The organism is Bradyrhizobium diazoefficiens USDA 110 (assembly GCF_000011365.1).
Classification (GTDB): Bacteria; Pseudomonadota; Alphaproteobacteria; order Rhizobiales; family Xanthobacteraceae; genus Bradyrhizobium; species Bradyrhizobium diazoefficiens.
On the sequence record NC_004463.1, the window covers coordinates 8,831,842 to 8,852,024 of the forward strand.

A 20,183-nucleotide genomic window follows, 5' to 3' on the forward strand; every position below is an offset into this window, starting at 1 on the left:
CATGTCGGAGCTGCCGCGGCTTTCGCGAGCGCCTAGGGAGGTCGCATGAACAAGCTGGTCAGCTCCGTAGGCAGACGAGACATCGAAGATGGCGGCCTTGTTCGCGTTCGCGGAGCTCGAGAGCATAACCTCAAGGACGTCTCGGTCGAGATTCCTCGCAATGCGCTCGTGGTGTTTACCGGCGTCTCCGGATCCGGAAAGTCGTCCTTGGCTTTCGGGACGCTGTATGCAGAGGCCCAGCGTCGCTACCTCGAGTCAGTCTCCCCGTATGCCCGACGGCTTTTTCACCAGATGGCAGTGCCCGAGGTGGATTCAGTAGAGGGGTTACCACCCGCGGTGGCATTGCAGCAGCAGCGCGGCTCGCCGACCACGAGGTCGTCCGTCGGCAGTGTGACCACGTTGTCCAATCTGCTGCGTATGCTCTACTCGCGCGCCGGCGACTATCCGCGCAAGCAGCCCTTGCTTTATGCGGAGTCGTTCTCGCCGAACACGCCCGAGGGCGCCTGTCCCACCTGCCATGGCATCGGCCGGATCCATGAGGTCAGCGAACGCACGCTTGTGCCCGACGACTCCCTCACCATCCGGGAACGGGCCGTGGCGGCATGGCCGACCGCCTGGCAGGGCCAGAACCTCCGGGACATCCTGGTGACCCTTGGCTACGACGTGGACCGGCCATGGCGCGAGCTTCCGAAGCGGGATCGTGACTGGATCTTGTTCACTGATGAACAGCCGACCGTGCCGGTCTACGCCGGATACACCGCAGCCGAGACGAAGCGGGCTCTGAAGCGCAAGGAGGAGCCGAGCTACCAAGGCACCTTCACGGGAGCCCGAAAATATGTCCTGCAGACCTTCGCCACGACGCAGAGCGCAATGATGAAGCGACGGGTATCGCGGTTTCTTTCGAGCTCGGACTGCCCTGTCTGCAAGGGTAAGCGGTTGAAGCCGGAGGCTCTATCGGTCACCTTCGCCGGGATGGACATTGCTGACATCTCGCGATTGCCGCTCAAAGGCTTTAACGAACTTCTGCGATCGCATGCGCTCAGTGGGGGCGCCGCCTCCGGCGACCATCCCGAAAAGGTTTTGGTGATCCGGCGGATCGTCGAGGACATGCTCGCGCGCCTTGACGTATTGCTCGATCTCGGGCTCGGTTATCTGACGTCGGAACGTAGCACACCGACGCTGTCCCCGGGCGAATTGCAAAGGCTACGCCTGGCGACGCAGGTTCGATCAAATCTGTTTGGTGTCGTGTACGTACTGGACGAGCCTTCGGCTGGTCTGCATCCGGCGGATACCGAGGCGCTGCTGCGCGCGTTGGACCGTCTCAAGGCTGCCGGCAATTCGCTGTTCGTCGTCGAACACGAGCTTGACGTTGTCAGGCGAGCGGACTGGATTGTCGACGTCGGGCCAGGCGCCGGAGAGCACGGCGGCCAGATCCTGTACAGCGGACCGCTGTCGGGCCTCGCCGACGTGAAGGCGTCGCGAACGCGATTATATTTGTTTGGTGAGGCCGAGAAGCGCATCAGAAAAACGCGTTCAGCAGCCAATTGGTTGAAATTGCGGGGAGTGGCCCGTAACAATCTTGATAGCGTCGACGTGGACATTCCCCTTGGCGTGTTCACATGCGTCACTGGAATATCAGGATCGGGAAAATCCAGTCTCATAAGCCAGTTCCTGGTGGACACGATCAGCGACGGCCTGGGCCAGCGCGTGGACGTCATCGACGATGATGACGGTCTCGAAGCCCCGATTGAGACCCTGGGTGGGGAGATCACCGAAGGGTTCGACCAGATCAAGCGTCTCGTCGTTGTCGACCAGAAGCCGATCGGGCGCACGCCCCGGTCGAACCTTGCAACCTACACAGGCCTGCTGGACCACGTCCGCAAGCTCTTTGCATCCACGAAGCAGGCGCGCGTCAGGCACTACGATGCCGGCAGGTTTTCGTTCAACGTCGCGAAAGGGCGATGCGAAACCTGCCAAGGTGAGGGCTTCGTCTGTGTCGAGTTGCTCTTCCTTCCCAGCGTTTATGCGCCTTGCCCGACCTGCAAGGGCGCTCGCTACAACGCCAAGACGCTGGAGATCAAGATTCGCGGCAATTCGATCGCCGACGTGCTTAGAATGACCGTCGACGGAGCGTTTGAGTTCTTCTCCGCCGACGAGTCGTTGCGGCGATCGCTGGGTGTCCTCAGCGAGGTCGGCTTGGGCTATATCCGGCTTGGCCAGTCTGCCACGGAGCTGTCGGGAGGGGAGGCGCAGCGTGTCAAGCTTGCCACCGAACTACAGCGGGCTCAGCGAGGGGGTACGATCTATGTTCTGGACGAGCCGACGACAGGGCTGCATCCGTCGGACGTGGCGAAGCTGATGAAGCAACTTGGCGGGCTCGTTGAGGCTGGAAACACCGTCGTCGTCGTCGAACACGACATGTCTGTCGCCGCGGCCAGTGACTGGATCATCGACATCGGCCCGGGGGCCGGCGACGAGGGCGGCAAGATTGTTGCGGTAGGTACGCCGGAGCAGGTTGCAGCCGACTCTCGAAGTCGAACGGCGCGGTATCTCGCTGATTGCATCGGCGGCTCGCTCGATCGATCTTGAAAGGGTGTGGGTTCGGGCTTAGAGGTCTTACCTGCCTGCGGCTTCATTTGGTGGAAGAGAAAGCGTGGGCGTGTCCAGCGAACTCCCGCAAGAGCCAATGTGAGCGCGGTATATTGGGCTATCGCCGTGGACCGCGCGGCTTCGAGGTGCTGCTGGTTCACCCTGGCGGTCCATTCTGGCGCAACATGGACGAGGGCGCTTGGTCGATACCGAAAGGAGAGATCGACGGTTCGGCCGAAGAGAGGGCCCATCGCTAATTTGCCGAAGAGCTCGGCCCCGCAACCACGATCGGCTCGCTAGAAGGTCTGGGAGGGGTCCAGCAGCGCGGGGCAAGCGCGTAATCGCCTTTTACGGTGAGGTAGACTTCGATGCGACAACGCTATCGAGCAACACCTCGAGATCGAGTGGCCGCTCAGGAGCGGCCGGCGCCAGTCCTTTCCGGAGATGGACCGCGCTGAATGGCCCGATCTGGAAACTGCGAGGTCGAGGATTCTGTCCGGCCAGGCTGAACTCATTGATAGGCTCGCCGCAGCGTCATGGCGCTCTACTAACTATAGTGTCCGTTTAACTATAGTGTCCGTTGCAGTCCGTTCGACTGGCGACGCCGAGGGCTTCAAGACCATCGCGATCATCCTGGCGCACGCGGCGCGGGTTGGGCCAAGCGCGGCGGCGCTCATCCTAATCTCGGCCACCGGCAGGAAGCTCAAGGATTCTTCTCAACAGCGTCGGATTCTCAAGGACCGCGCGCATTTCCAGCTTGTCGAACCAAGCGAGGACATCGTCCAAACTTTCACATCGCGCGACCTTGGCGGTTGCGGTTGCAAGGGGCACGTCGACGGGCCCAAACCGGCGAGAGCTTGCAGGTGATTGCGAGCCCAAATGCTCGGCCAGCAATTCCGGATCCCGGCTAAGCTGGCGTAGAGCCCCGGCCATTTCGGTGGGCTCAGCTGCGGCGAGCTCGTTCGCGCGGAGCACAACGGCAGGCGGCTCGTTGATCTCCGGCGTGGCAAATACTCCTGGCGCGCTCAATTGCAATGAAGTCATGATGCCCAAAGGGATCGAAAGCAGGAGCCCCAGCACGACCGGCGACATCCAGAGAAGCAGAGGCAAAGAGACGGAATAAGCGCAGACCGATAGGACGAGACCGCAGAGTGTCGGCCCGGCGAGCTTTCGATAGACTTCGCCGCGGGCGAGCTGTCCATCGCCTCGGCGCTGCACTTGCCAACCTGCGTCTCGGCCAGCGAGAATTTCCATGACGGCCTTGGTCTGGAGGATCATCATGCAGGGAGCAAGCAATGCCGCCACAAACGCCTCGCAAACGACCCCCGCCAGAACACGACCGCTTCCTGCAAATCCGGTCCGCTCCTCACGATTGCTGATCAGCACCAGATAAGCCAGCAGCTTCGGCAGGATCAGAAGTCCCATTGTCGCGGCAAAGACCCAGGCCGCAAGCACCGGGTCCTGTTGCGGCCAGGTGGGAAACAAACTGAAGCCCTTCGGAAAGTATTCCGGCCGGATGAAGTGCGCCTGCAGTGAAATGAGCAGACCGACCAACAGGAACAGAAGCCAAAGCGGCGCCGTCACGTAGGATCCGATGCCGGTGAGCAGATGTAGCCTCGAAACCCAGTGCAGCCCGCGCGTGGGCAGGACCGCGAGATGCTGGAGGTTACCCTGGCACCAGCGACGGTCTCTCCCCGCAAAGTCCAGCAGCGACGGTGGAACCTCTTCGAAGCTGCCGCGAACGGCTGGGACCATATAGATCGCCCAGCCGGCGCGGCGCATCAACGCGGCCTCGACGAAATCATGGCTGAGGATGTGTCCGCCGAACGGTTTGCGACCGCGCAGCTCGGGCAGTCCGGCCTCCGCAGCGAAGGCCTTGAGCCGGATGATGGCGTTGTGGCCCCAATAGTTGCCGTCGCCATCGTGCCACCAGGCATTGCCCGCCGTGATGAGGGGGCCATACACACGCCCAGCAAATTGCTGCAGCCTGCTGAACAGGGTACGCGCGTTGACGATGACGGGCTGCGTCTGGATCAGCGCGCAAGAGGGGGTGCGTTCCATTGCGTGCACGAGGCGAACGATCGTATCACCCTCCATCAGGCTGTCCGCATCGAGGACGATCATGTGATCATAGGCCGCGCCAAACCTAGTGACCCAGTCGGCGATGTTGCCGGACTTCCGCGCGGTATTGTCGGAGCGGTGTCGGTAGTACAGCTGATCTCCACCGCAGGCGCGGCGTAGCTCAATGAAGGCCATCTCTTCGCTGATCCAGATGTCCGGGTCGGTCGTATCGCTCAGCAAGAACCAGTCGAATTGTTCGCCATATCCGGTCGCGTCGATGGATTCGTACATCGCGCGCAGCCGCGCCATGACATGATGCGGATCCTCGTTATAGGTCGGCAACAGCATCGCGGTGCGCGAGGTGACGTGAGGCAGCGGGCCTGTCGTGTCGATCGGCAGATTGGGCTGCCGGCGCGTCAGCAGCACGAAAAATCCGGCGAGGGCGGACATGAACGAGAATGCGACCCAGGCGAGCAGCACGAGGAACAGACCAAGCAGCAGCGCCTCGAGAAATGTCACACCGCCGACTTTCACCACGTCGTACATGCCGTAGCCGCCGGCAAGCGTCAGCAAGGCCGTGCCGACGAAGATGAAGAGACGGCGAACTATTAAAGTGGCCCCGGCCAGCACCGGCGATCGCCTGACGTCAGCCGCGCGGTCGAGCCGACACGGCAGCATCGAGAGCGGGCTTTCCTGCGGCAGGAACGGCCGGGTGGGGGCGCTTCGCAGCGGCGCCTGCGCCTGCTTCAGGGCGTCCATCGATAGATCCAGACCTCGGAGACCGGCGCATCGTTCTGCGCCAGGAAGGCACGCAGCTCGATCGACGCCTGCCCCTTGACCGAACATTGGAAGCTCAGACGCCATCCGCCGGTCGCGGGATTCGGTTGCGTGACGATGTTGCTGATGTCGGCTTTTTCAGCGGTCACCACCCCCTTGATTGTCTTGGGATCAACGCCTTTGAGGCGGTCGCCCGTCAGCTCCAGGACGAACAGCTTGCTGTCGTCTCCCCGGCTGCCGATGCCCGTCCGCGTGAACCGCGCGAGCGCGTCGGCCCGCGGCGCATCGGCCCCCCAGTGCAGCCGATAGGTAAAGATGTGTTCGCTCTTTGCCGTCAGCGGCTGCTTCGGCTGCCAGAGCGCGGCGATATTGTCGTGGACCTCCTCCTTGGTCGGAATCTCGAACAGCTTGACCGCCCCTTCGCCCCAATCGCCGATCGGTTCGAACCAGAGGCTCGGGCGCGTCTCGAAACTTGATTCCAGATCCTGATAAGCGAGATAGTTCCTTTCCCGCTGCATCAGGCCGAAGCCACCCGGATTGACGTCGGTAAAACTGCTGACCTGCAGATCGTGCGGATTGTTGAGCGGTCGCCAGAGTTGCTCACCTCGGCCGTTGAAGATCGAAAGCCCATCCGAATCGTGAACGGCCGGGCGGAAATCGTCGAAATCCTTTCGATCGTTCGGACCGAAGAAGAACATGCTGGTCATCGGCGCGAGCCCGGCGTGCTCGAGGTCGACCCGCGGATAGAGCGCCATCTCGACGTCGAAAACCGTGGTTTGGCCGGGCCGAATGGTGAAACGGTAGCTTGCGGCCGCGCTCTTGCTGTCTAGCAGCGCGTGGACCACCATCGAGGAGGCACTCGGCGCCGGCTTCTCCAGCCAGAAGGCCTTGAACACCGGGAACTCTTCGCCCTTGCTTTCGCCGGTATCGATCGCAAGCCCCCGCGCCGACAGACCATAAGTCTGTCCTTTCGCAACCACCCGGAAGTAGCTTGCGCCGAGGAAGACGCAAAGTTCGTCGTAATAATCCGGTTTGTTGATTGGGGCGTGGATGCGGAAGCCGGCGAACCCGAGGTCCGCATCCGGCCATTGTCCGAGCCCCTCGCCGAACGAAAAGTCATCGCGCCGGTACGAGACCGGTGTGACGCTCCTGTCCGCCACCTGAAAGATGTCGACCCTGTTCTTGTAAAAGAAGCCGCGGTGGAAAAATTGAACTTCGAATGGCAGCTTTTCTGCGCGCCACAGCGCCTTTTCGGGCGCGAAACGAATAGACCGGTATTGGTCGTAGTTGAGGTTCTTCAGTGCCTCAGGCAGCTTCTCGTCCGGAGCCGCGAATGGCTTGGTCGCAAGCGCACGGGCAAGCTCGCGGACATAGGACGGGCTGAACGTGAGGGCGGTTCCGGACTGAGCGTCCGCTGCCCGCGGCAGTACAGCTGCAGCTGAAACAGCTACTGATCCACGAAGAAGTTGTCGGCGATTCACTTTGCTCCTCCGGTTTCGAAGCGAGGGAGCAACTGCCGCTGTTCCCTGGAGTTCCGTGCGGAAGACTACGATTTGGCCGGCAGAATGGCTGAAGGGGCCAGCCACGGGGAATGCTGCGCAATTGCCGTCCTTATCAGCCGAAGAGCGCGCGCAGCCCCGACACGACAGCTGCGGAGGCCGCAAACGACACAGCAAGCAACGTCCAACCCGAACGTGCGGTCTCGTTGGCTATCTGACGCACAAGCGTGTGTATCCGCCTCAGCATTCCTCGCCTGCAAGTCGCACGAAATAGCTATGCCAACGCCCCGTCAACTCCTCGGCCCGGGCATCGAAACATCGTTCGACGCCAACTCGGATTGATCACGAAAGTTTCTACTTTTTCCCGATTGACCGAAACGCCTGACGGCGACAGCTGCGACGTTTTGAAGACGCATCCAAAAAATGTCTTCGGCGAGCCATTGGCCGGTCTAGGTTCTCCGCCCCGCCCAGGCTGAGCGCGATCCTGATGCAGTTTGCGGTCGTCCCGGTTCGACTTCGGGATGCGGGGCCGGGTATGCCTGCATGATCGAGCTTTGCTTCGGACTACCATCCGCCGAATAATTCGTGACGATCCATCGCAACCCTTGGTTCAGCCGGCTTTCGGAACGCACGATGCAGACGGGAAGCGCGGCGCTCGGCGACGCGACCCATTGCGGTCGGCGCAGGTTTCACGGCCTGACTATCTCGCGGCATCATCGCGAGTGCGTGCCGCGGATCTTCACGCTGCTCGACCTCGGCCTGACCGGAAGCCGTCGCCACGAGCGCGCTCGCCGTGTCGAAGACGATCTTTTCAGGGAGGTTTCGCGCTGAGCGGATCCGGATGATGCTTCGGTCTACGTCGATCGCGGACGAGCGCCCGGCGGGCGCGGGCAGATATCGGTCGGCTGCCAAGAGCAGACCGAAAAGCACGCTGCCGACGAAAACGAAATATCTGACGACCGGCATGACCCCCCGCTGATCGAGCCCGACTTCGAACTCCACGTCACAACGGGAAATTTCGGCAATCGTTCCTTCCATGCGGTGCCCTCACGGGCAAAGTCCGTTTGACAATCCGGGAAACAGTGGCAATTTTCGCTCAGACCAGTAGCGATGCCGATGCTCGCCGAAGCAGCGCCGCGACAGCCCGTGCGCGGGAAGCCTATACGATGATCAACCCGGCGGCGAAGGATGACGATGTGCGCCACGCGGCACTAACGCGGTCCGGCTAAGAGCGATCGGCCGGGACGGCCGGAGCGCTGAGGCTTTGGCGGTGGAAGGTGTGAAGTTACTAAGCGCCTCGATGTAGGATAAAACGAGAGGAGCCGCCCGAGCGGCAGCCCCTCCGTCAGTCTCGTTTATTACCAGCCGCGGGTGCCGAAGCTGAAGCCGATGCTCGGCCCGCTGGAGTAGCCGTAGCCGCGGTCGTAGTAGCCCGGTCCACCGTAGTAGCCGTAGCTGCGGCGCGCGACGTAGGCGTCGTCGTCGTAGTAGCGCTGGACGTAGCGGGGACCGCGCGTCCGGAAGCAACGGCCGTATTCGTCGCAGACCAGGCGAACCTGTTCTACGTTTGCCTTCTCCACGGTGGCCAGCCCGCCGGGGTTGAGCGGCGCGGCCGAAGTAGCAGTCGCGAGCGATGCCACGGCGGCGGCTGCGAGCAGAATGGTCTTCATCGTTCTCTCCTCCTATCGGTTGTCGTTAGTCGATTTCTTCGATCACGCGCCGCTCCTGCGGCTCGACGATGTAGGTGCGATTGTCGCGGTGGATGTAGCGGTACTCCCGCAGCGTCGGGGCATCGCGATAGACGTCCTCCGGGAAGGCTTCGATCTCGACGCTGTCGGGCACGCGTTCGCCTCTGCGGATCTCAGTCCGCACCGTGCTTCCCGTCGTCGTCGTCCGCCGTTCGGCCGGCGCCGCCCGCACGTGCTTGCGTACGGTCTCACGATCGCGGTCGCTGAAGGTCACCTTGCGCTGCTCGCGTGGTGCCGGCGCGGCCGCCGTCGATCGTCCCGAGTAGGGCATGGTGGCGACGATCTGATAGCTCGAGGGATCGACGATCACGATCTCGTCGCGGACCAGGACGAAGTTGTAGCCCCTGTACTGCGGAACGATTTCGATGACGTCGGCGGGAAGTGGCTGAAGGCGCACGTCGCGCGGAATGGCCGTACCTACTGACACCGAGAAATTGACGTTGGTGAGAGGCTGCACGTTCAGGTGCGAGACGGATTCGCTGACGCGGGTCCGCTGCGTATCGTTGAGTTGGATCGAAACATTGGTCCGATCCGACCCGGTTCGCCCGGCCGCATTCTGCTGGGTGTCCTGCCGCTGCGCGGAGGGGTTCGACGAATTGCCAGAGGCCGGCGTCTGTTGGGCCTGGTTTGTGCCTGTGGACGGCGCCGGATTGGTCGACTGCTGCTGGTTGGCCGTCGGCTGGCCGGACTGGGTCTGGCTGGCCGTAGCCGGCTGCTGAGCGCCCGTCGACGTGTTGGTGCTGACGCCGTTCGTGCCCGTCGAGTTCTGATTGGTGCGGCTGCTGTCGGTGGCGGTGTTTTGCTGCGCCTGAGTAGTCGTCGACGCGGACGGGGTCTGGGTCGAGGCGGACGGAGGCGAGGCCTGCGACTGCGTCGACGTCGTGGTCGAGGGATTGGATGTCGGTGGTGTCGACGTGGATTTTTCGGTCTGCTGCGCCGAGGGGCTCGCGCTCGGGACGTCCTTCGAATTGTTCTGCGCGAAAGCTGCGGTCGAAATCAGAATGGCTGCGGTCGTGGTCATCAACTGGCGTTTGATCATGGTGTGTCTCCAACAAAAAAGCGCACACCAACCGCACGTCCGGACAATCGTTCCCGAGATCGGGAAAAAGTGGCATTTCTCAGGAGGGAACCCTTGGGAGCTGTCGGCCGGGGTTGCTGGCGACGTCCCTACTGAGGCGGGATCTCGCCATTCCGGCTCGCTTCCTGCTGCTGAGAAGCCTTGCGATGATGTCGCCTCTCCCGCCCCTTCGCGCGGCGCTCCACTCGCAGTTTCCGGCGCTCCTCGCGCAACTCCCGCCTTGTCTTCGGACGTTCCTCCGTCTGCGCTTCCGATTGAGCCTGCGGCGCAAGCTGCGTCTGCTGCGCCTTCTCCTGAGAGAGGTCGACCGCGAGGACCGGCGTTGGAGCGACGGGCTCGGATGTTGCGGGAAGAGCGACGCGCACTGCGGGCGTGGGCGCGGTCGCCTGATGTTCGATGCGGGCCGGTCGTACCTGCTTCGATGCCGAACTTGCGAACAGCGCGCCGCCTCCTAACCAACGGCGATGATGGCGATGGCCGTTGCCGCGCCGGCAAGAAAGAATCGCAGCTTGGCTGACATGGGCCCCTCCAGGTTTCGTCCAAGCGAACGCGCAAAGTCGAACAAGGTTGCGGCCCGGATCGGCTGGAAACGGGGCGAGATTGATCGGCTTATTGCGCCGAAGACGTTCGCTTCGCGGCCGCTGCGCGGCGCAACCTCGATGTGTAGCACTGCTTTGACGGTTGCTGACCTCGGGACGTTCTCGACGTGATTTGCCGACACGACTTCACTGTAGGTCGCAAGGGGGCGGGTAGACCGCGGTGGTCGCCAGCGGCGACGAGCTCGCGAGACGGTCCGCGACCGAGCAGCGACTGTCTCTTCTTGTCCGGGAACTCGAGCATCGGATCAAGAACAGCCTCGCTACCGTTCAGGCGCTGGCGCAAGACCCGCACGGAAGCCGAAGCCGGGATGAAGACCATCAAGGTCTGCTCCTCCAACTAACCACAGCAATTGAAGGAGACGAACATGCCCGTCCTCATTCTGTGGGCCGTGCCGGCCGTCCTTTTCGTCGGCGGCGGCATCTACCTCATCGGTCACATGAACTGATCGCAGCCGTGACGGTGGAGAGGCTCGCCGAAATCGGCGATCTCTCCTCCGTAGCCCGCGTCCTAGACGTCTCGGCAGCTACGCTGCCCTGGAGCCAAGGCCGCTAAGGGGCATGCAGCGCGTCCTGCTGATCCGTCCGACATCGTCGAACCAGAATTTTGTCCGCACGCTGGTGCCGTCGTAATTCCCGTAGTCCAGGATGACGCAATCACCCTCGGGAAGCACCTCGTGGAGCTCGAAGGCCGAGGGCGTCGCGGCCTGCAGCTTGCCGGGCCAATAGCGAAGCAGGCCGCTTCGGCCAACGAAACGTCCGCCGTCGCAGCAATCGAGCGTCGCCCGATCGGCGTAGAGTTCCAAAAGATCCGCCAGGCGTCGCTGGCGGCATGCATCAAGCCAATCGATTACGATCCCGATGGGATCGAACTCATCCGAACCAGACATGTTCCACCTCGCGCACTTGTCCCCGGTGGCGCGGTTTGCTTAGGCCGGGCGCGTTGAACGCTGCATGAACCGCCGGTTCTGCTCCCGTTTAGGATCTTTCGATCTGCTGGCTCGAGACGGAAGATAGCAACGCTCGTTCGTGCGTCCGTTATCGCGCGAAAGCTCGACTCCGCCACGACGGTCGCTCCCGGAAGGAAGAAATTCGGAGCTTGCAAGACGGTGTCGCTTCGATCTGGCGCCGTCCTTTTATCGGTTGATTTCGAACCATGTACGCCCACGCGACGTTCCTGTCGTACAAATCGAGGAAACTCAGGTGAAGAGTAAGGAAAATCGATCATGCGGGTGCTGATCGTCGAAGACCATCCTGTGGTCATATCGGGGTGCCGCGCCCTTTTCGCATCCGACCCCTCCGTCGAGATCGACGAGGCCGCGGATGCGAAGGCGGGCCATCGCGCTTACCTTCACAAGCACCCCGACGTGACCGTTGTGGACGTCAGGCTCCCCGACCTGACGGGTTTCGAACTGACGCGCCGGATCCGCAAGGACGACCCGGCCGCACGGATTGTTATGCTTAGCGTGAGCGACGATCCGGCCTTCGTGGCGCGCGCCGTCGAAATGGGCATCCAAGGATACGTGTCAAAGAGCGATGATCCCAGGATCCTTGCAAAGGCGATCCGGAAGGTCGCGGCGGGTGAGCGCTTCGTCTCGCCACGCCTCGCCGAAGCGACGACCTTCGCGGGCGCGGCGATCAAGGCCAGCCCCTTGACCCAGATGAGCGCACGCGAGCTCGAAATATTGCGGCTGTTGGGGCGGGGCGACCGGATATCGGAAGTCGCAGCCGAACTCGGGATCTCCTACAAGACGGTCGCAAACATCACCTCGGCGCTCAAGACCAAGCTGGGCGCCAAGAGCCACTCGGACCTCGTCCGGATTGCGGTCGAGATCGACCTGAGCTGACGAAGCCGCGACTCAACTCGTCCCTTCACGAAGCCGCCGGAACGACGAGGCGATCCATGCGCGCACAACGAGGACCGTCGCCCAAAGCGTCGCGAACCACCGAATGGTCAGCAGCTTCGGCTTGACTATGACGAAGAGCCGTTCGACCAGAACGAGGCTGAGCAGATAGCACGCCGCGATCATGACCGTGCCCGCGATCCAGTGACCTTCGCCGGCAACCGCGACTGCGACCAGTTTCAATGGCTCTACCGTCGCCGTCGGCACCGCCAACAAAAGCAGCGATTGGTAGGGTCCGAGATTTTCGATCCGTTGTCTGAGGCTCATCAGCAGCTCCTGGCCTACTTCAACGGCGCAACGAACGGCGACGTTCCATCGTCGGAACATTTGCCACTTTATCCCGTTGGATCGGATCATTATGGATCGAGGAGTTCGGGTATGAAGAAAGGTCTCGCAACCGGATGTCTGCTGGCTGCAACGATGGCAACCAGTGCAGTCGCCGCGACCGCTGTGCTGACCGCGGCGCCGACCGAAAGTTGGACGGTGACGAACTACTACAAGCAGGCCGTTTACGACCCTAAGGAGAGCAAAATCGGCGATATCGACGACGTCCTCGTCGACAAGGCGGGCAAGATCACCGGACTGGTGATCGGGGTTGGCGGATTTCTCGGCGTCGGCGAGAAGGATGTCATCGTGCCGTTCACCGCGGTCAAGACCGCCAAAAAGAACGACAAGTGGTGGCTGACCCTCGACGAAACCAAGGACGGCCTGAAGGGCGCCCTTGGTTTCAAGTACGATCGAGCCAGCACGACCTGGGTGCCGGAAAAGAAATAGTCAGTTGGTTCGTCACAGAGAGCGAGCCGGACTTTGAGGCTCGCTCTCCGATCTGGAGGGGTGCCTCGACGCATTGGCGCACCCTGCAACCCTCCGCTTCCACGCCATCTACCGACCCAGGTAATCCGATTCCGGCGAGGCGCTTTCCGCTTCTCGGCGCAACCAGTGATGTAGGGAAACGTGGGACGAGCAAATCCGAGCGTGAGTCGAAAGAAGCCGGACGAATCCGGATCGGTGGATTCCAAGGAGAAGGCCCGGGCGAAACCGGGGCATAAGCCGTTGCCGCTTGGATCGGACGCACGCAAGAATGCGCGCGTCGTGTTCGCTCTGGCGATCGTCGCACTCTCCCTTTGGACCGCGGCGGGCTTCCTCTCCGCGTTGATATGGGCAACCATACTGGCCATTGCTCTGTGGCCCCTGTACGTAGCATTCGCAAATCGCGTGATGTCGGGCCCGTCCGGCTGGAGCGCGTTCGCATTCACCTGCTTCGTTGCCGTCATCCTGTTCACGCCGATGGCTCTTGCGATCTATCAGGTCGCACAGCAGAGCGGGGAGATCGCGGCTTGGCTAAAGAAGGCCCGCGAGAGCGGCATCGAGGTGCCGGATTGGATCGCCCGCCTGCCGATTGCGGCGGAGATCGCGCAGCAGTGGTGGCGCGCCAACCTTTCGGATCCGCAGGCGGCGACCGGCTGGTTGAAAGCGATCAGCGCCGATAACGCGTCGGATCTCTTCAATAGTTTGGGAGGCCAGTTGCTGCATCGCATGTTCATGCTGCTCTTTTCCCTGGTCGCGCTCTTCGTCCTGCTCAGCAACGGCCGATCCGTCGCGAGCCGATTCCTGGAAACGAGCGAAAGAATCCTTGGCCATCCCGGCGAAGGCGTGGTCGAGAAAATTGTCGATTCCATCCGCGGCACGGTGAACGGCACCGTCGTGGTCGCGGTCGGCGAAGGGCTGTTGATTGGCGTCGGTTATCTCGTTGCGGGCGTGCCGAACGCCGTCATGTTCACCATATTCACCACCGCTTTCGCGATGCTCCCTTTCGGTGCCTGGGCGGCATTTTCTGCGGCGGCGCTGACCTTGATATCGAACGGAAACGAGGCCGCGGCGGCGGGCGTCTTCTGCTGGGGAGCGGTGATCATGCTCGCCGGTGATCATTTTGTATGGCCCGTGCTGGTAGGTGGTTCGGCTCGCTTGCCCTTTCTGTTCGCTTTCGTCGGCATCTTCGGCGGCCTGGCAGCCTTCGGACTCATCGGCCTATTCCTCGGGCCGGTCGTCATGGCGGCCCTGTTGACGGTGTGGCGTGAATGGGTCTTCCGACCCGTCGCGGCGACACAGTTCGACTAGTCGGAGCAGCGGTATCTCTGCGTGGCGACGGCATACGGCCGCGGCCCACGTCCGGCGCCAGCTTGGTAAGATTGCTTATGGGTTCTGAAGGCGAGGGGAATCGCTGCCGGGCAAAAGCCTATTCTCGGGCCGCCGACAGTCTAGCGGCCTTCGTCCTCCCCTCTTGACGTGCCCATCGCCGAAGGCCGGCTCGCCATCGGCGCGCGAAGAGGGACTCTTTCGCAGTCGAATCCCGGCCCTTCGTGACCTCGTTGTCGCGCGTACGGAACATTCCGGTCGGACACAGGTTCGCCCAAGTTCCCAGCGGCGAACCTGGAGCTCCCAAGCAGGGTTTTGTTCGCGTAGGTTCTGCTGATGTCACCGTCCGATTACTCAGTCAGGAATGCTCACGATCGACGCCAACGAAGGCTATTGATCGTGCTGGCTCTGGGATTTGTTGTTTTCGGTTCCGCAGCGACCGCCCTCTTCTACGTCTTGCAGCCCGAGACCCTCCGGATCGCCGTCGGACCCGCAGGCAGCGACGATCATCAGGTGGTCCAAGCGATGGCCGAGGCTTTCGAAGAGGAGAGCAGGATGGTCAAGCTCTCCCCCATCACGACGGAAGGAGCGGCCGAATCCTTGGCTTTGCTTGGCGTCGGCAAAGCCGACCTGGCAATCGGTCGCGGCGACCTTGGCATGCCTGCCGACGCGCAGACACTGGCCGTCCTGCGGAAGAACTACGTCGTGCTTTGGTCGCCCTCCGGGAGACCGGGCAAAAACTCCAAAAAGGCCACCGGCAGAATCGGAGAAATCGCCGATCTGGCGGGTCGCAAAGTCGGCATTATAGGACGGACCGGAGCTAACCTCGCACTCCTGCGGACGATTCTGGTGGGCTCCGGAGTCGAGCCGGACAAGGTAGCGACGGTCCAATTCGGGACCGAAGATATCGAAAAACTTGCGCAAGACGCCACCCTCGATGCCTATCTCGCCGTCGGCCCGCTCGACAGCAAGATCACTGCCGCCGCGATCGCGGCGACTTCGCGATCGCGCGGAGCTCCGAAGTTCCTTCCAGTCGAAGCATCCGAGGCGATCGCTCTGAAGAACGCCCGCTACGAAGCCGAGGAAATTCCGGGCAGTGTCTTCAACGCGAAACCGGCCTGGCCCGAGGACAAGGTCGACACCATCAGCGTCAACCATCTCATCCTTGCCAGAAAAGAACTTTCAGAAGCAAAGGCGGCGGCCTTCTACCGGCAGCTTTTCGCTGTTCGCGACTCGATCGCGCAACGTGTCGCCGGCGCCGCGCACATCACGAAGCCCGAGACGGAGAAGGAGGCGGAGCCCTCCGTGCATCGGGGCGCCGCGGCGGTCATTAACGGGACCGAGCGGACCTTTCTGGACAAGTACAGCGACTACTTCTGGTTTGCCTTGCTTCTTCTTTCCGGGATCGGTTCGGCCGCCGCCTGGCTGCGTCGCTATCTGAATCGGGACGACCGGGACGACACCACCAGCCATCGCAACCGGATTCTCGCCGTGGTCTCGGAGCTTCGCAATGCCGGGTCGGAACAGGACATTCTAACATCGCAACAGGAAGTCGACGCGATTATCGGCGAAACCCTGAAGTGCTACGATGATGGAGCGATCGAACAAGATGACCTGACCGCATTCGGACTGGTTCTTGAACTGTTCGATCATGCCGTCGCCGAACGGCGAACGACGCTGCAGAGCGACCCCGCCGATCAGGCAAAATCTCCGGGTCCAACCCTTGCCTCCCGCCGGTAGGCGCCCCCGGCAGGACTCCTCGCGGAACGTCTTGGCTTCGTGCGCCTTGCCTTCTCAGGTCGGAGGATCAAATGGCGCGCTTCTGGACTATACCAATCTTCGGTATCGCTACCGTCTATTTCACCGTCGATGCGCTGTTCTCGGCCGTCACGGGACCGATCGCCGCTTGGCTCGGCAAAAAGAGGCTGCTGGAACGGGTTCGGCGTTGGGTAACGTCGTTGGGGCCCTATCAGTCCTTCGCCCTATTTGCGGTGCCCGTCGTCATATTGGAGCCAGCCAAGCCGCTCAGTGCCTATCTGCTCGGTACGGGCCATTTTCTCCCGGGAGCGATCGTCTTCATTGCCGCGGAAGTCCTGAAGTTGACCGTCGTCGAAAGACTTTTTCATCTGAACAAGAAGAAACTACTGTCGATCCCTCTCTTCGCCTGGGGGTACGGATATTGGCGACGAATGATGGATTATCTGGAGTCCACCGCGGCATGGCGGACGTCTCGCCGAATGCTCTCTGAAGCTCTGGAGCTGATCGGGAATCTGAAGTCGAGACTGCAATCCCAATTCCGTTCTGCCGGGGCGAGGCGGCTCAAGTAGGCGGCGCCTCACCGCGACGAGCGGGCTCGGTCGTCGGTTTGGGAGCAGTCGCTCAAGAAGCACCGGGCGGCCTTCCGCAAGCGTCGTCGTATGATCGGCTGCCCACTGGTTGATGAGCCGCCGGTCGCGCGGCGAGGAGGAAAGGATCACCCATCCCGATCCTCCGCCCTCCACCTTGTTTCCGAGATGCCGCTGATCGAGTTCGGATCGAACGGCAACGGCCTGGTTTCGTAAAGAAACAGGCGGCTCCTTCGGTCGATCTTTGGCTTAACCCTTCGTGCTGGCAGTCTTGTCGAGGGCCGCGCGCAGACCCTTGGCAAGCTTCACGGCGTCGTCGCTCGCCCAGAAATGCATGAAGAACAACCTCGGCTGCTCATCGAGCATGTGACTGTGCAGCGCGGTCACCTCGATGCCGTGCGCCCGCAGCGCCAAAATGACCGGGTTGACCTCGTCGCCGGTCAACACGAAGTCACCCGTGATGGCGGCCCTCCCGCCGCCGGTGGGCTGGAAATTGATGCCGATCGCCACACCCATAGGACCGACGGGAGTCAATGGCATGCCCTCTTGCGTGATCGGGTCCCGCCGCTTCACGTTGAACTGGTAGACGCCGCCGTTTGCCTGGCCTTTGACGCCGATGATCTGGTCGAGCTTCGCCGTGTCGAGATCGACGGCCGGCGGCGGGCTCGCCGGCGCCCCGACGGTCAACGGCGTCTTGCTCTCGGCCAACGCATCGTGGATCGCCGAGGACAGCTTGACGGGGTCGCCGTGGCCGGCGACGTGCATGTAGAACGTCGCCGGACTCGCCCGCAGCAGATGGTTGTGCACGGCGGTAATCTCGAGGCCGTTCGCGATCATCTTCGCCATCACTGGATTGATCTCGGTCTCGAGCAGAACAAGGTCGCCCATGACCATCGCGCCGCCGTGTCCGGGCTTAAACGCGACCCAGCCGCCCAGTGCCAGCGACGGCTTGATCGTCACGCCGTCCAAGCTCACCGATAGGTCGCTGCGCGGGAAGCCGTAGCGATGTACGTCGTCGGAGACCGCTGCCTTCCTGCCGAGGGTCTCGTCGACCTTTTGCCAATCGATAGCTTGCGCGCGTGCCATGTAGACGAAGGGCAGGTAGGCGAGAGCGATGCCGATCACGGCCAGGGGCCAGACTGTGCGTTTCATCGTGCTCCTCCACGTCAGTAACGTTCTTTGATCTGGCCGCTGCTGTCGATGATGAGCGTCACCGGCTTGCCGTCCTTCACTGCCTTGGCGGTGGTTCCTTCGGCCGTGGACTTGACGTCTTTCACCTGCGAGTAGCCGGCAGCCTGGATCTTGGCGACCAGCTCTTCTTGGGTCAGGGCGTGGGCGGGGGAGAGCCCTGCCGCAAGCGCAACGAAGAGCGCTGCCCGATGAATCGTCGATTTTCGCATGTCTCATCTCCCGGTTGTCCCCGCCCCAGAAGTCGTCCTGCCTCCGGCCTCACCTGACCTTGTTGATCGGCCAGTTGTGAGCCTCCTTGGTCCCGTCGCGGCACCATCGGTAGAACGCGTCGTAGAGCAGGAAACCGACGTTCAACTGCTCGAGGTCGTCGTCGAACATTCGCACCTTCGAGGATCTCGGCAGCGACCTTGCCGCACCGCAGCCAGGCCGCGGCGCCTTCGCTGAGCTTCTTGCTCTTGTGGCAGACCACGACGACGGACTTGGCCCATTAGGCGGGACGCCCAATCCTAGACGTCGAGATGCGAGCGCCGCACGGTGCCAGGAATCAGGCGCGGGTCGGCCGAAAAGTCCTCGTCGATGCGCACATCGACCGCCGTGCCTATCAATCGACAGTTTGTCGGGTGAAATGGAGGTGTACGATGCTGACATGCTGCGCCCTTGGTAGATCAGGACGCGATTCTTGGGCATGGCGCCTCTCGGGGAGATCGCACATCCCCGTAGCGCGAATAGAAGCCCGGATGGAGCGGCTGTCAACCTGGGTATGGCGAAGGATTCCAAGAAATCATCAGACGGACGTCACGGAGATTTCATCCTAGGAACTAAGCCGACGCTTTGGCGCCACGTTGAGCTTCAATGGAACCGCCGACTATCTTCTTGATGATTTTCCGGAGATCGCTCGCATACTCTTCGATGATCTTGACGGCTTCCTCCAGACGCGAAGGCTTAGGCTCCGGAACTTCCCTGCCTCGTTATGGTCGGTCGGTATCTTTCAAAGCCCCCACGTTCGACGGGGGCGACAAGCGTTGTTGAGCCAGTCAAGGTTCCTCATTGGAATGGCTTCGAGTCCCGGTGGACCGGGGGCCTGGTATGAGGTTGGTAGCTCTATTGCTACGATCTTGAAACGTCCGAAGGAGTTCACGTAGACTGCCCCGGGCGGGATCAAGCAGACTCCCGGCGAGACTTCGGTCCAAGTTCTGCGCAGCACGCAACACGTGGAGCTTGCGCATGGATACCGAACGACAACCCTCTCCTCGACGTACAGTCGCCATCCTTTCGCGAGGAGACGCCGTCGCACGTCGAGATGCCACCTCGAAAAACAGCCGCTTCGTCGACGTCTTCGAAGCACTTGCCGCCGTCGGCGTCGAAGGGCGCCCCGCGATCTACGACGAAAGCTTCGCTGACGCCGTCCGCGAACAACTTCTCGCAGTGGACGGCGTGCTCGTCTGGGTCAACCCGGTTCAAGACGGCCGAAATCGCGCCGGTCTCGATGCGCTGCTGCGCGACGTCGCCGCGCAGGGCGTGTGGGTGAGCGCTCATCCAGACGTCATTCTCAAGATGGGCACCAAGGAGGTTCTTTATCGCACCCGCTCGATGGGTTGGGGATCAGACACGGCGCTGTATCAAACCGTTGCGGCGATGCGCGCCGAGCTGCCGATCCGGCTCGCTGCCGGTCCGCGCGTGATCAAACGCAACCGGGGCAACGGGGGCCAAGGCGTCTGGAAGGTCGAGAAGCTGCCGACATCCTCTATGATCAAGGTCCTGGACGCGACTAAGGACACGCCCGAGGAACTGACGCTGGATGACTTTCTCCGTCGCTGCGTGGAGTATTTCGAGAACGGCAGCGTGACCGACCAGGCGTTCCAGCCTCGCCTGAACGAGGGCGTGGTCCGCTGCTACATGGCCGGCGATCGCTGCGCGGGCTTCGGCCACCACAAAGTCAAAGCTTTGGTCGACTCGCCGGCCGCGCGTTCCGAGGCTGGCCCACGGCTCTATTCGTCCAACGCGGACCCGCGCTTCCAGCGGCTGCGTCGGTTGATGGAGGACGAGTGGACGCCCCAGCTAATCTCGTTGCTGGATATTGGGCGAGACGACCTGCCCATGATCTGGGACGCAGATTTTATGCTTGGCCCCGTCCAGGCTGATGGGAGCGACAGCTACGTGCTCGGTGAGATCAACGTTAGCTCGGTGCATCCTTACCCAAGCGAGGCGCCGGCGGAGATCGCGAGGCGAGTTGCCGACCGGTTGCGGCGCAAGCTTTGA

General features: G+C 62.1%; 18 protein-coding genes and 3 pseudogenes. 9 read left to right on the plus strand and 12 right to left on the minus strand.

All coding sequences use genetic code 11. The features are described 5' to 3' along the window. Positions 1-45: 45 nt before the first annotated feature. Entirely contained in the window at positions 46-2,589 is a 2,544-nt protein-coding gene (gene uvrA / locus BJA_RS40865) for an excinuclease ABC subunit UvrA (protein ID WP_011090774.1), read from the plus strand. 50 nt (positions 2,590-2,639) lie between these two features. After that, positions 2,640-3,120: pseudogene (locus tag BJA_RS43470) on the plus strand (NUDIX domain-containing protein); the annotation flags it as partial. A 147-nt stretch (positions 3,121-3,267) separates the two neighbouring features. Here BJA_RS43470 and mdoH read toward each other — a convergent pair. The 6 genes from mdoH to BJA_RS40895 form a co-directional block, all read right to left on the minus strand. Then, entirely contained in the window at positions 3,268-5,409 is a 2,142-nt protein-coding gene (mdoH, locus tag BJA_RS40870) for a glucans biosynthesis glucosyltransferase MdoH (protein ID WP_063921571.1), read from the minus strand. Continuing rightward, positions 5,397-6,908: a glucan biosynthesis protein G gene (locus tag BJA_RS40875; RefSeq protein WP_063921572.1), complete on the minus strand. Its 1,512-nt coding sequence runs from the start codon at positions 6,906-6,908 to the stop codon at positions 5,397-5,399. The genes mdoH and BJA_RS40875 overlap by 13 nt, the downstream gene beginning before the upstream one ends. A gap of 582 nt (positions 6,909-7,490) precedes the next feature. Then, complete coding sequence (locus BJA_RS40880; RefSeq protein WP_011090778.1) at positions 7,491-7,964, minus strand: hypothetical protein; 474 nt, start codon at positions 7,962-7,964, stop codon at positions 7,491-7,493. Between the two features lie 320 nt (positions 7,965-8,284). Then, entirely contained in the window at positions 8,285-8,596 is a 312-nt protein-coding gene (locus BJA_RS40885) for a hypothetical protein (protein WP_011090779.1), read from the minus strand. Positions 8,597-8,621: 25 nt separating this feature from the next. Next, the gene (locus BJA_RS40890) at positions 8,622-9,713 is read right to left on the minus strand and encodes a DUF1236 domain-containing protein (RefSeq protein WP_011090780.1); all 1,092 of its coding nucleotides are present in this window, start codon (positions 9,711-9,713) and stop codon (positions 8,622-8,624) included. 490 nt (positions 9,714-10,203) lie between these two features. After that, a complete protein-coding gene (locus BJA_RS40895) occupies positions 10,204-10,473 on the minus strand; it encodes a hypothetical protein (protein ID WP_011090782.1) in 270 nt (89 codons plus the stop codon). 38 nt (positions 10,474-10,511) lie between these two features. Here BJA_RS40895 and BJA_RS43475 point away from each other — a divergent pair, with 38 nt between their 5' ends. Further along, on the plus strand, positions 10,512-10,904 hold the full coding sequence (locus BJA_RS43475) for an HWE histidine kinase domain-containing protein (RefSeq protein ID WP_011090783.1): 393 nt from the start codon (positions 10,512-10,514) through the stop codon (positions 10,902-10,904). Here the strand turns inward: BJA_RS43475 and BJA_RS40905 are convergent. Next, on the minus strand, positions 10,876-11,238 hold the full coding sequence (locus tag BJA_RS40905) for a nuclear transport factor 2 family protein (RefSeq protein WP_063921575.1): 363 nt from the start codon (positions 11,236-11,238) through the stop codon (positions 10,876-10,878). The two genes, BJA_RS43475 and BJA_RS40905, sit on opposite strands and share 29 nt — an antisense overlap. Positions 11,239-11,574: 336 nt before the next feature. On the opposite strand from BJA_RS40905, the gene BJA_RS40910 reads away from it, so the two are divergent. Continuing rightward, a complete protein-coding gene (locus BJA_RS40910) occupies positions 11,575-12,195 on the plus strand; it encodes a response regulator transcription factor (protein ID WP_011090785.1) in 621 nt (206 codons plus the stop codon). Positions 12,196-12,207: 12 nt separating this feature from the next. Here BJA_RS40910 and BJA_RS40915 read toward each other — a convergent pair whose 3' ends face one another. Then, the gene (locus BJA_RS40915) at positions 12,208-12,519 is read right to left on the minus strand and encodes a hypothetical protein (RefSeq protein ID WP_063921655.1); all 312 of its coding nucleotides are present in this window, start codon (positions 12,517-12,519) and stop codon (positions 12,208-12,210) included. A 111-nt stretch (positions 12,520-12,630) separates the two neighbouring features. On the opposite strand from BJA_RS40915, the gene BJA_RS40920 reads away from it, so the two are divergent. The 4 genes from BJA_RS40920 to BJA_RS40935 all read left to right on the plus strand — a co-directional run bounded on the left by BJA_RS40920 (position 12,631) and on the right by BJA_RS40935 (position 16,715). Then, on the plus strand, positions 12,631-13,026 hold the full coding sequence (locus BJA_RS40920; RefSeq protein ID WP_063921576.1) for a PRC-barrel domain-containing protein: 396 nt from the start codon (positions 12,631-12,633) through the stop codon (positions 13,024-13,026). Positions 13,027-13,260: 234 nt separating this feature from the next. Further along, positions 13,261-14,370, plus strand: coding sequence for an AI-2E family transporter (locus tag BJA_RS40925; RefSeq protein WP_236842154.1), 1,110 nt, complete (start codon positions 13,261-13,263; stop codon positions 14,368-14,370). Positions 14,371-14,724: 354 nt separating this feature from the next. Beyond that, a complete protein-coding gene (locus BJA_RS40930; RefSeq protein ID WP_011090788.1) occupies positions 14,725-16,128 on the plus strand; it encodes a TAXI family TRAP transporter solute-binding subunit in 1,404 nt (467 codons plus the stop codon). A gap of 71 nt (positions 16,129-16,199) precedes the next feature. Next, a complete protein-coding gene (locus BJA_RS40935; RefSeq protein ID WP_011090789.1) occupies positions 16,200-16,715 on the plus strand; it encodes a hypothetical protein in 516 nt (171 codons plus the stop codon). Positions 16,716-16,769: 54 nt separating this feature from the next. On the opposite strand, the pseudogene BJA_RS43480 reads toward BJA_RS40935, so the two are convergent. The 4 genes and pseudogenes from BJA_RS43480 to BJA_RS40950 form a co-directional block, all read right to left on the minus strand. Continuing rightward, a pseudogene (locus tag BJA_RS43480) lies at positions 16,770-16,892 on the minus strand (superoxide dismutase); the annotation flags it as partial. A 90-nt stretch (positions 16,893-16,982) separates the two neighbouring features. After that, a complete protein-coding gene (locus tag BJA_RS40940) occupies positions 16,983-17,885 on the minus strand; it encodes a DUF1259 domain-containing protein (protein WP_063921577.1) in 903 nt (300 codons plus the stop codon). A gap of 14 nt (positions 17,886-17,899) precedes the next feature. After that, positions 17,900-18,133, minus strand: coding sequence for a hypothetical protein (locus BJA_RS40945; protein WP_028150846.1), 234 nt, complete (start codon positions 18,131-18,133; stop codon positions 17,900-17,902). Positions 18,134-18,182: 49 nt separating this feature from the next. Continuing rightward, a pseudogene (locus tag BJA_RS40950) lies at positions 18,183-18,572 on the minus strand (hypothetical protein). Positions 18,573-19,148: 576 nt separating this feature from the next. Between BJA_RS40950 and BJA_RS40955 the strand changes: the two are divergent. Next, positions 19,149-20,183 carry a Cj0069 family protein gene (locus BJA_RS40955; protein WP_011090792.1) on the plus strand — a complete coding sequence of 345 codons (1,035 nt, stop codon included), beginning with the start codon at positions 19,149-19,151 and terminating at the stop codon, positions 20,181-20,183.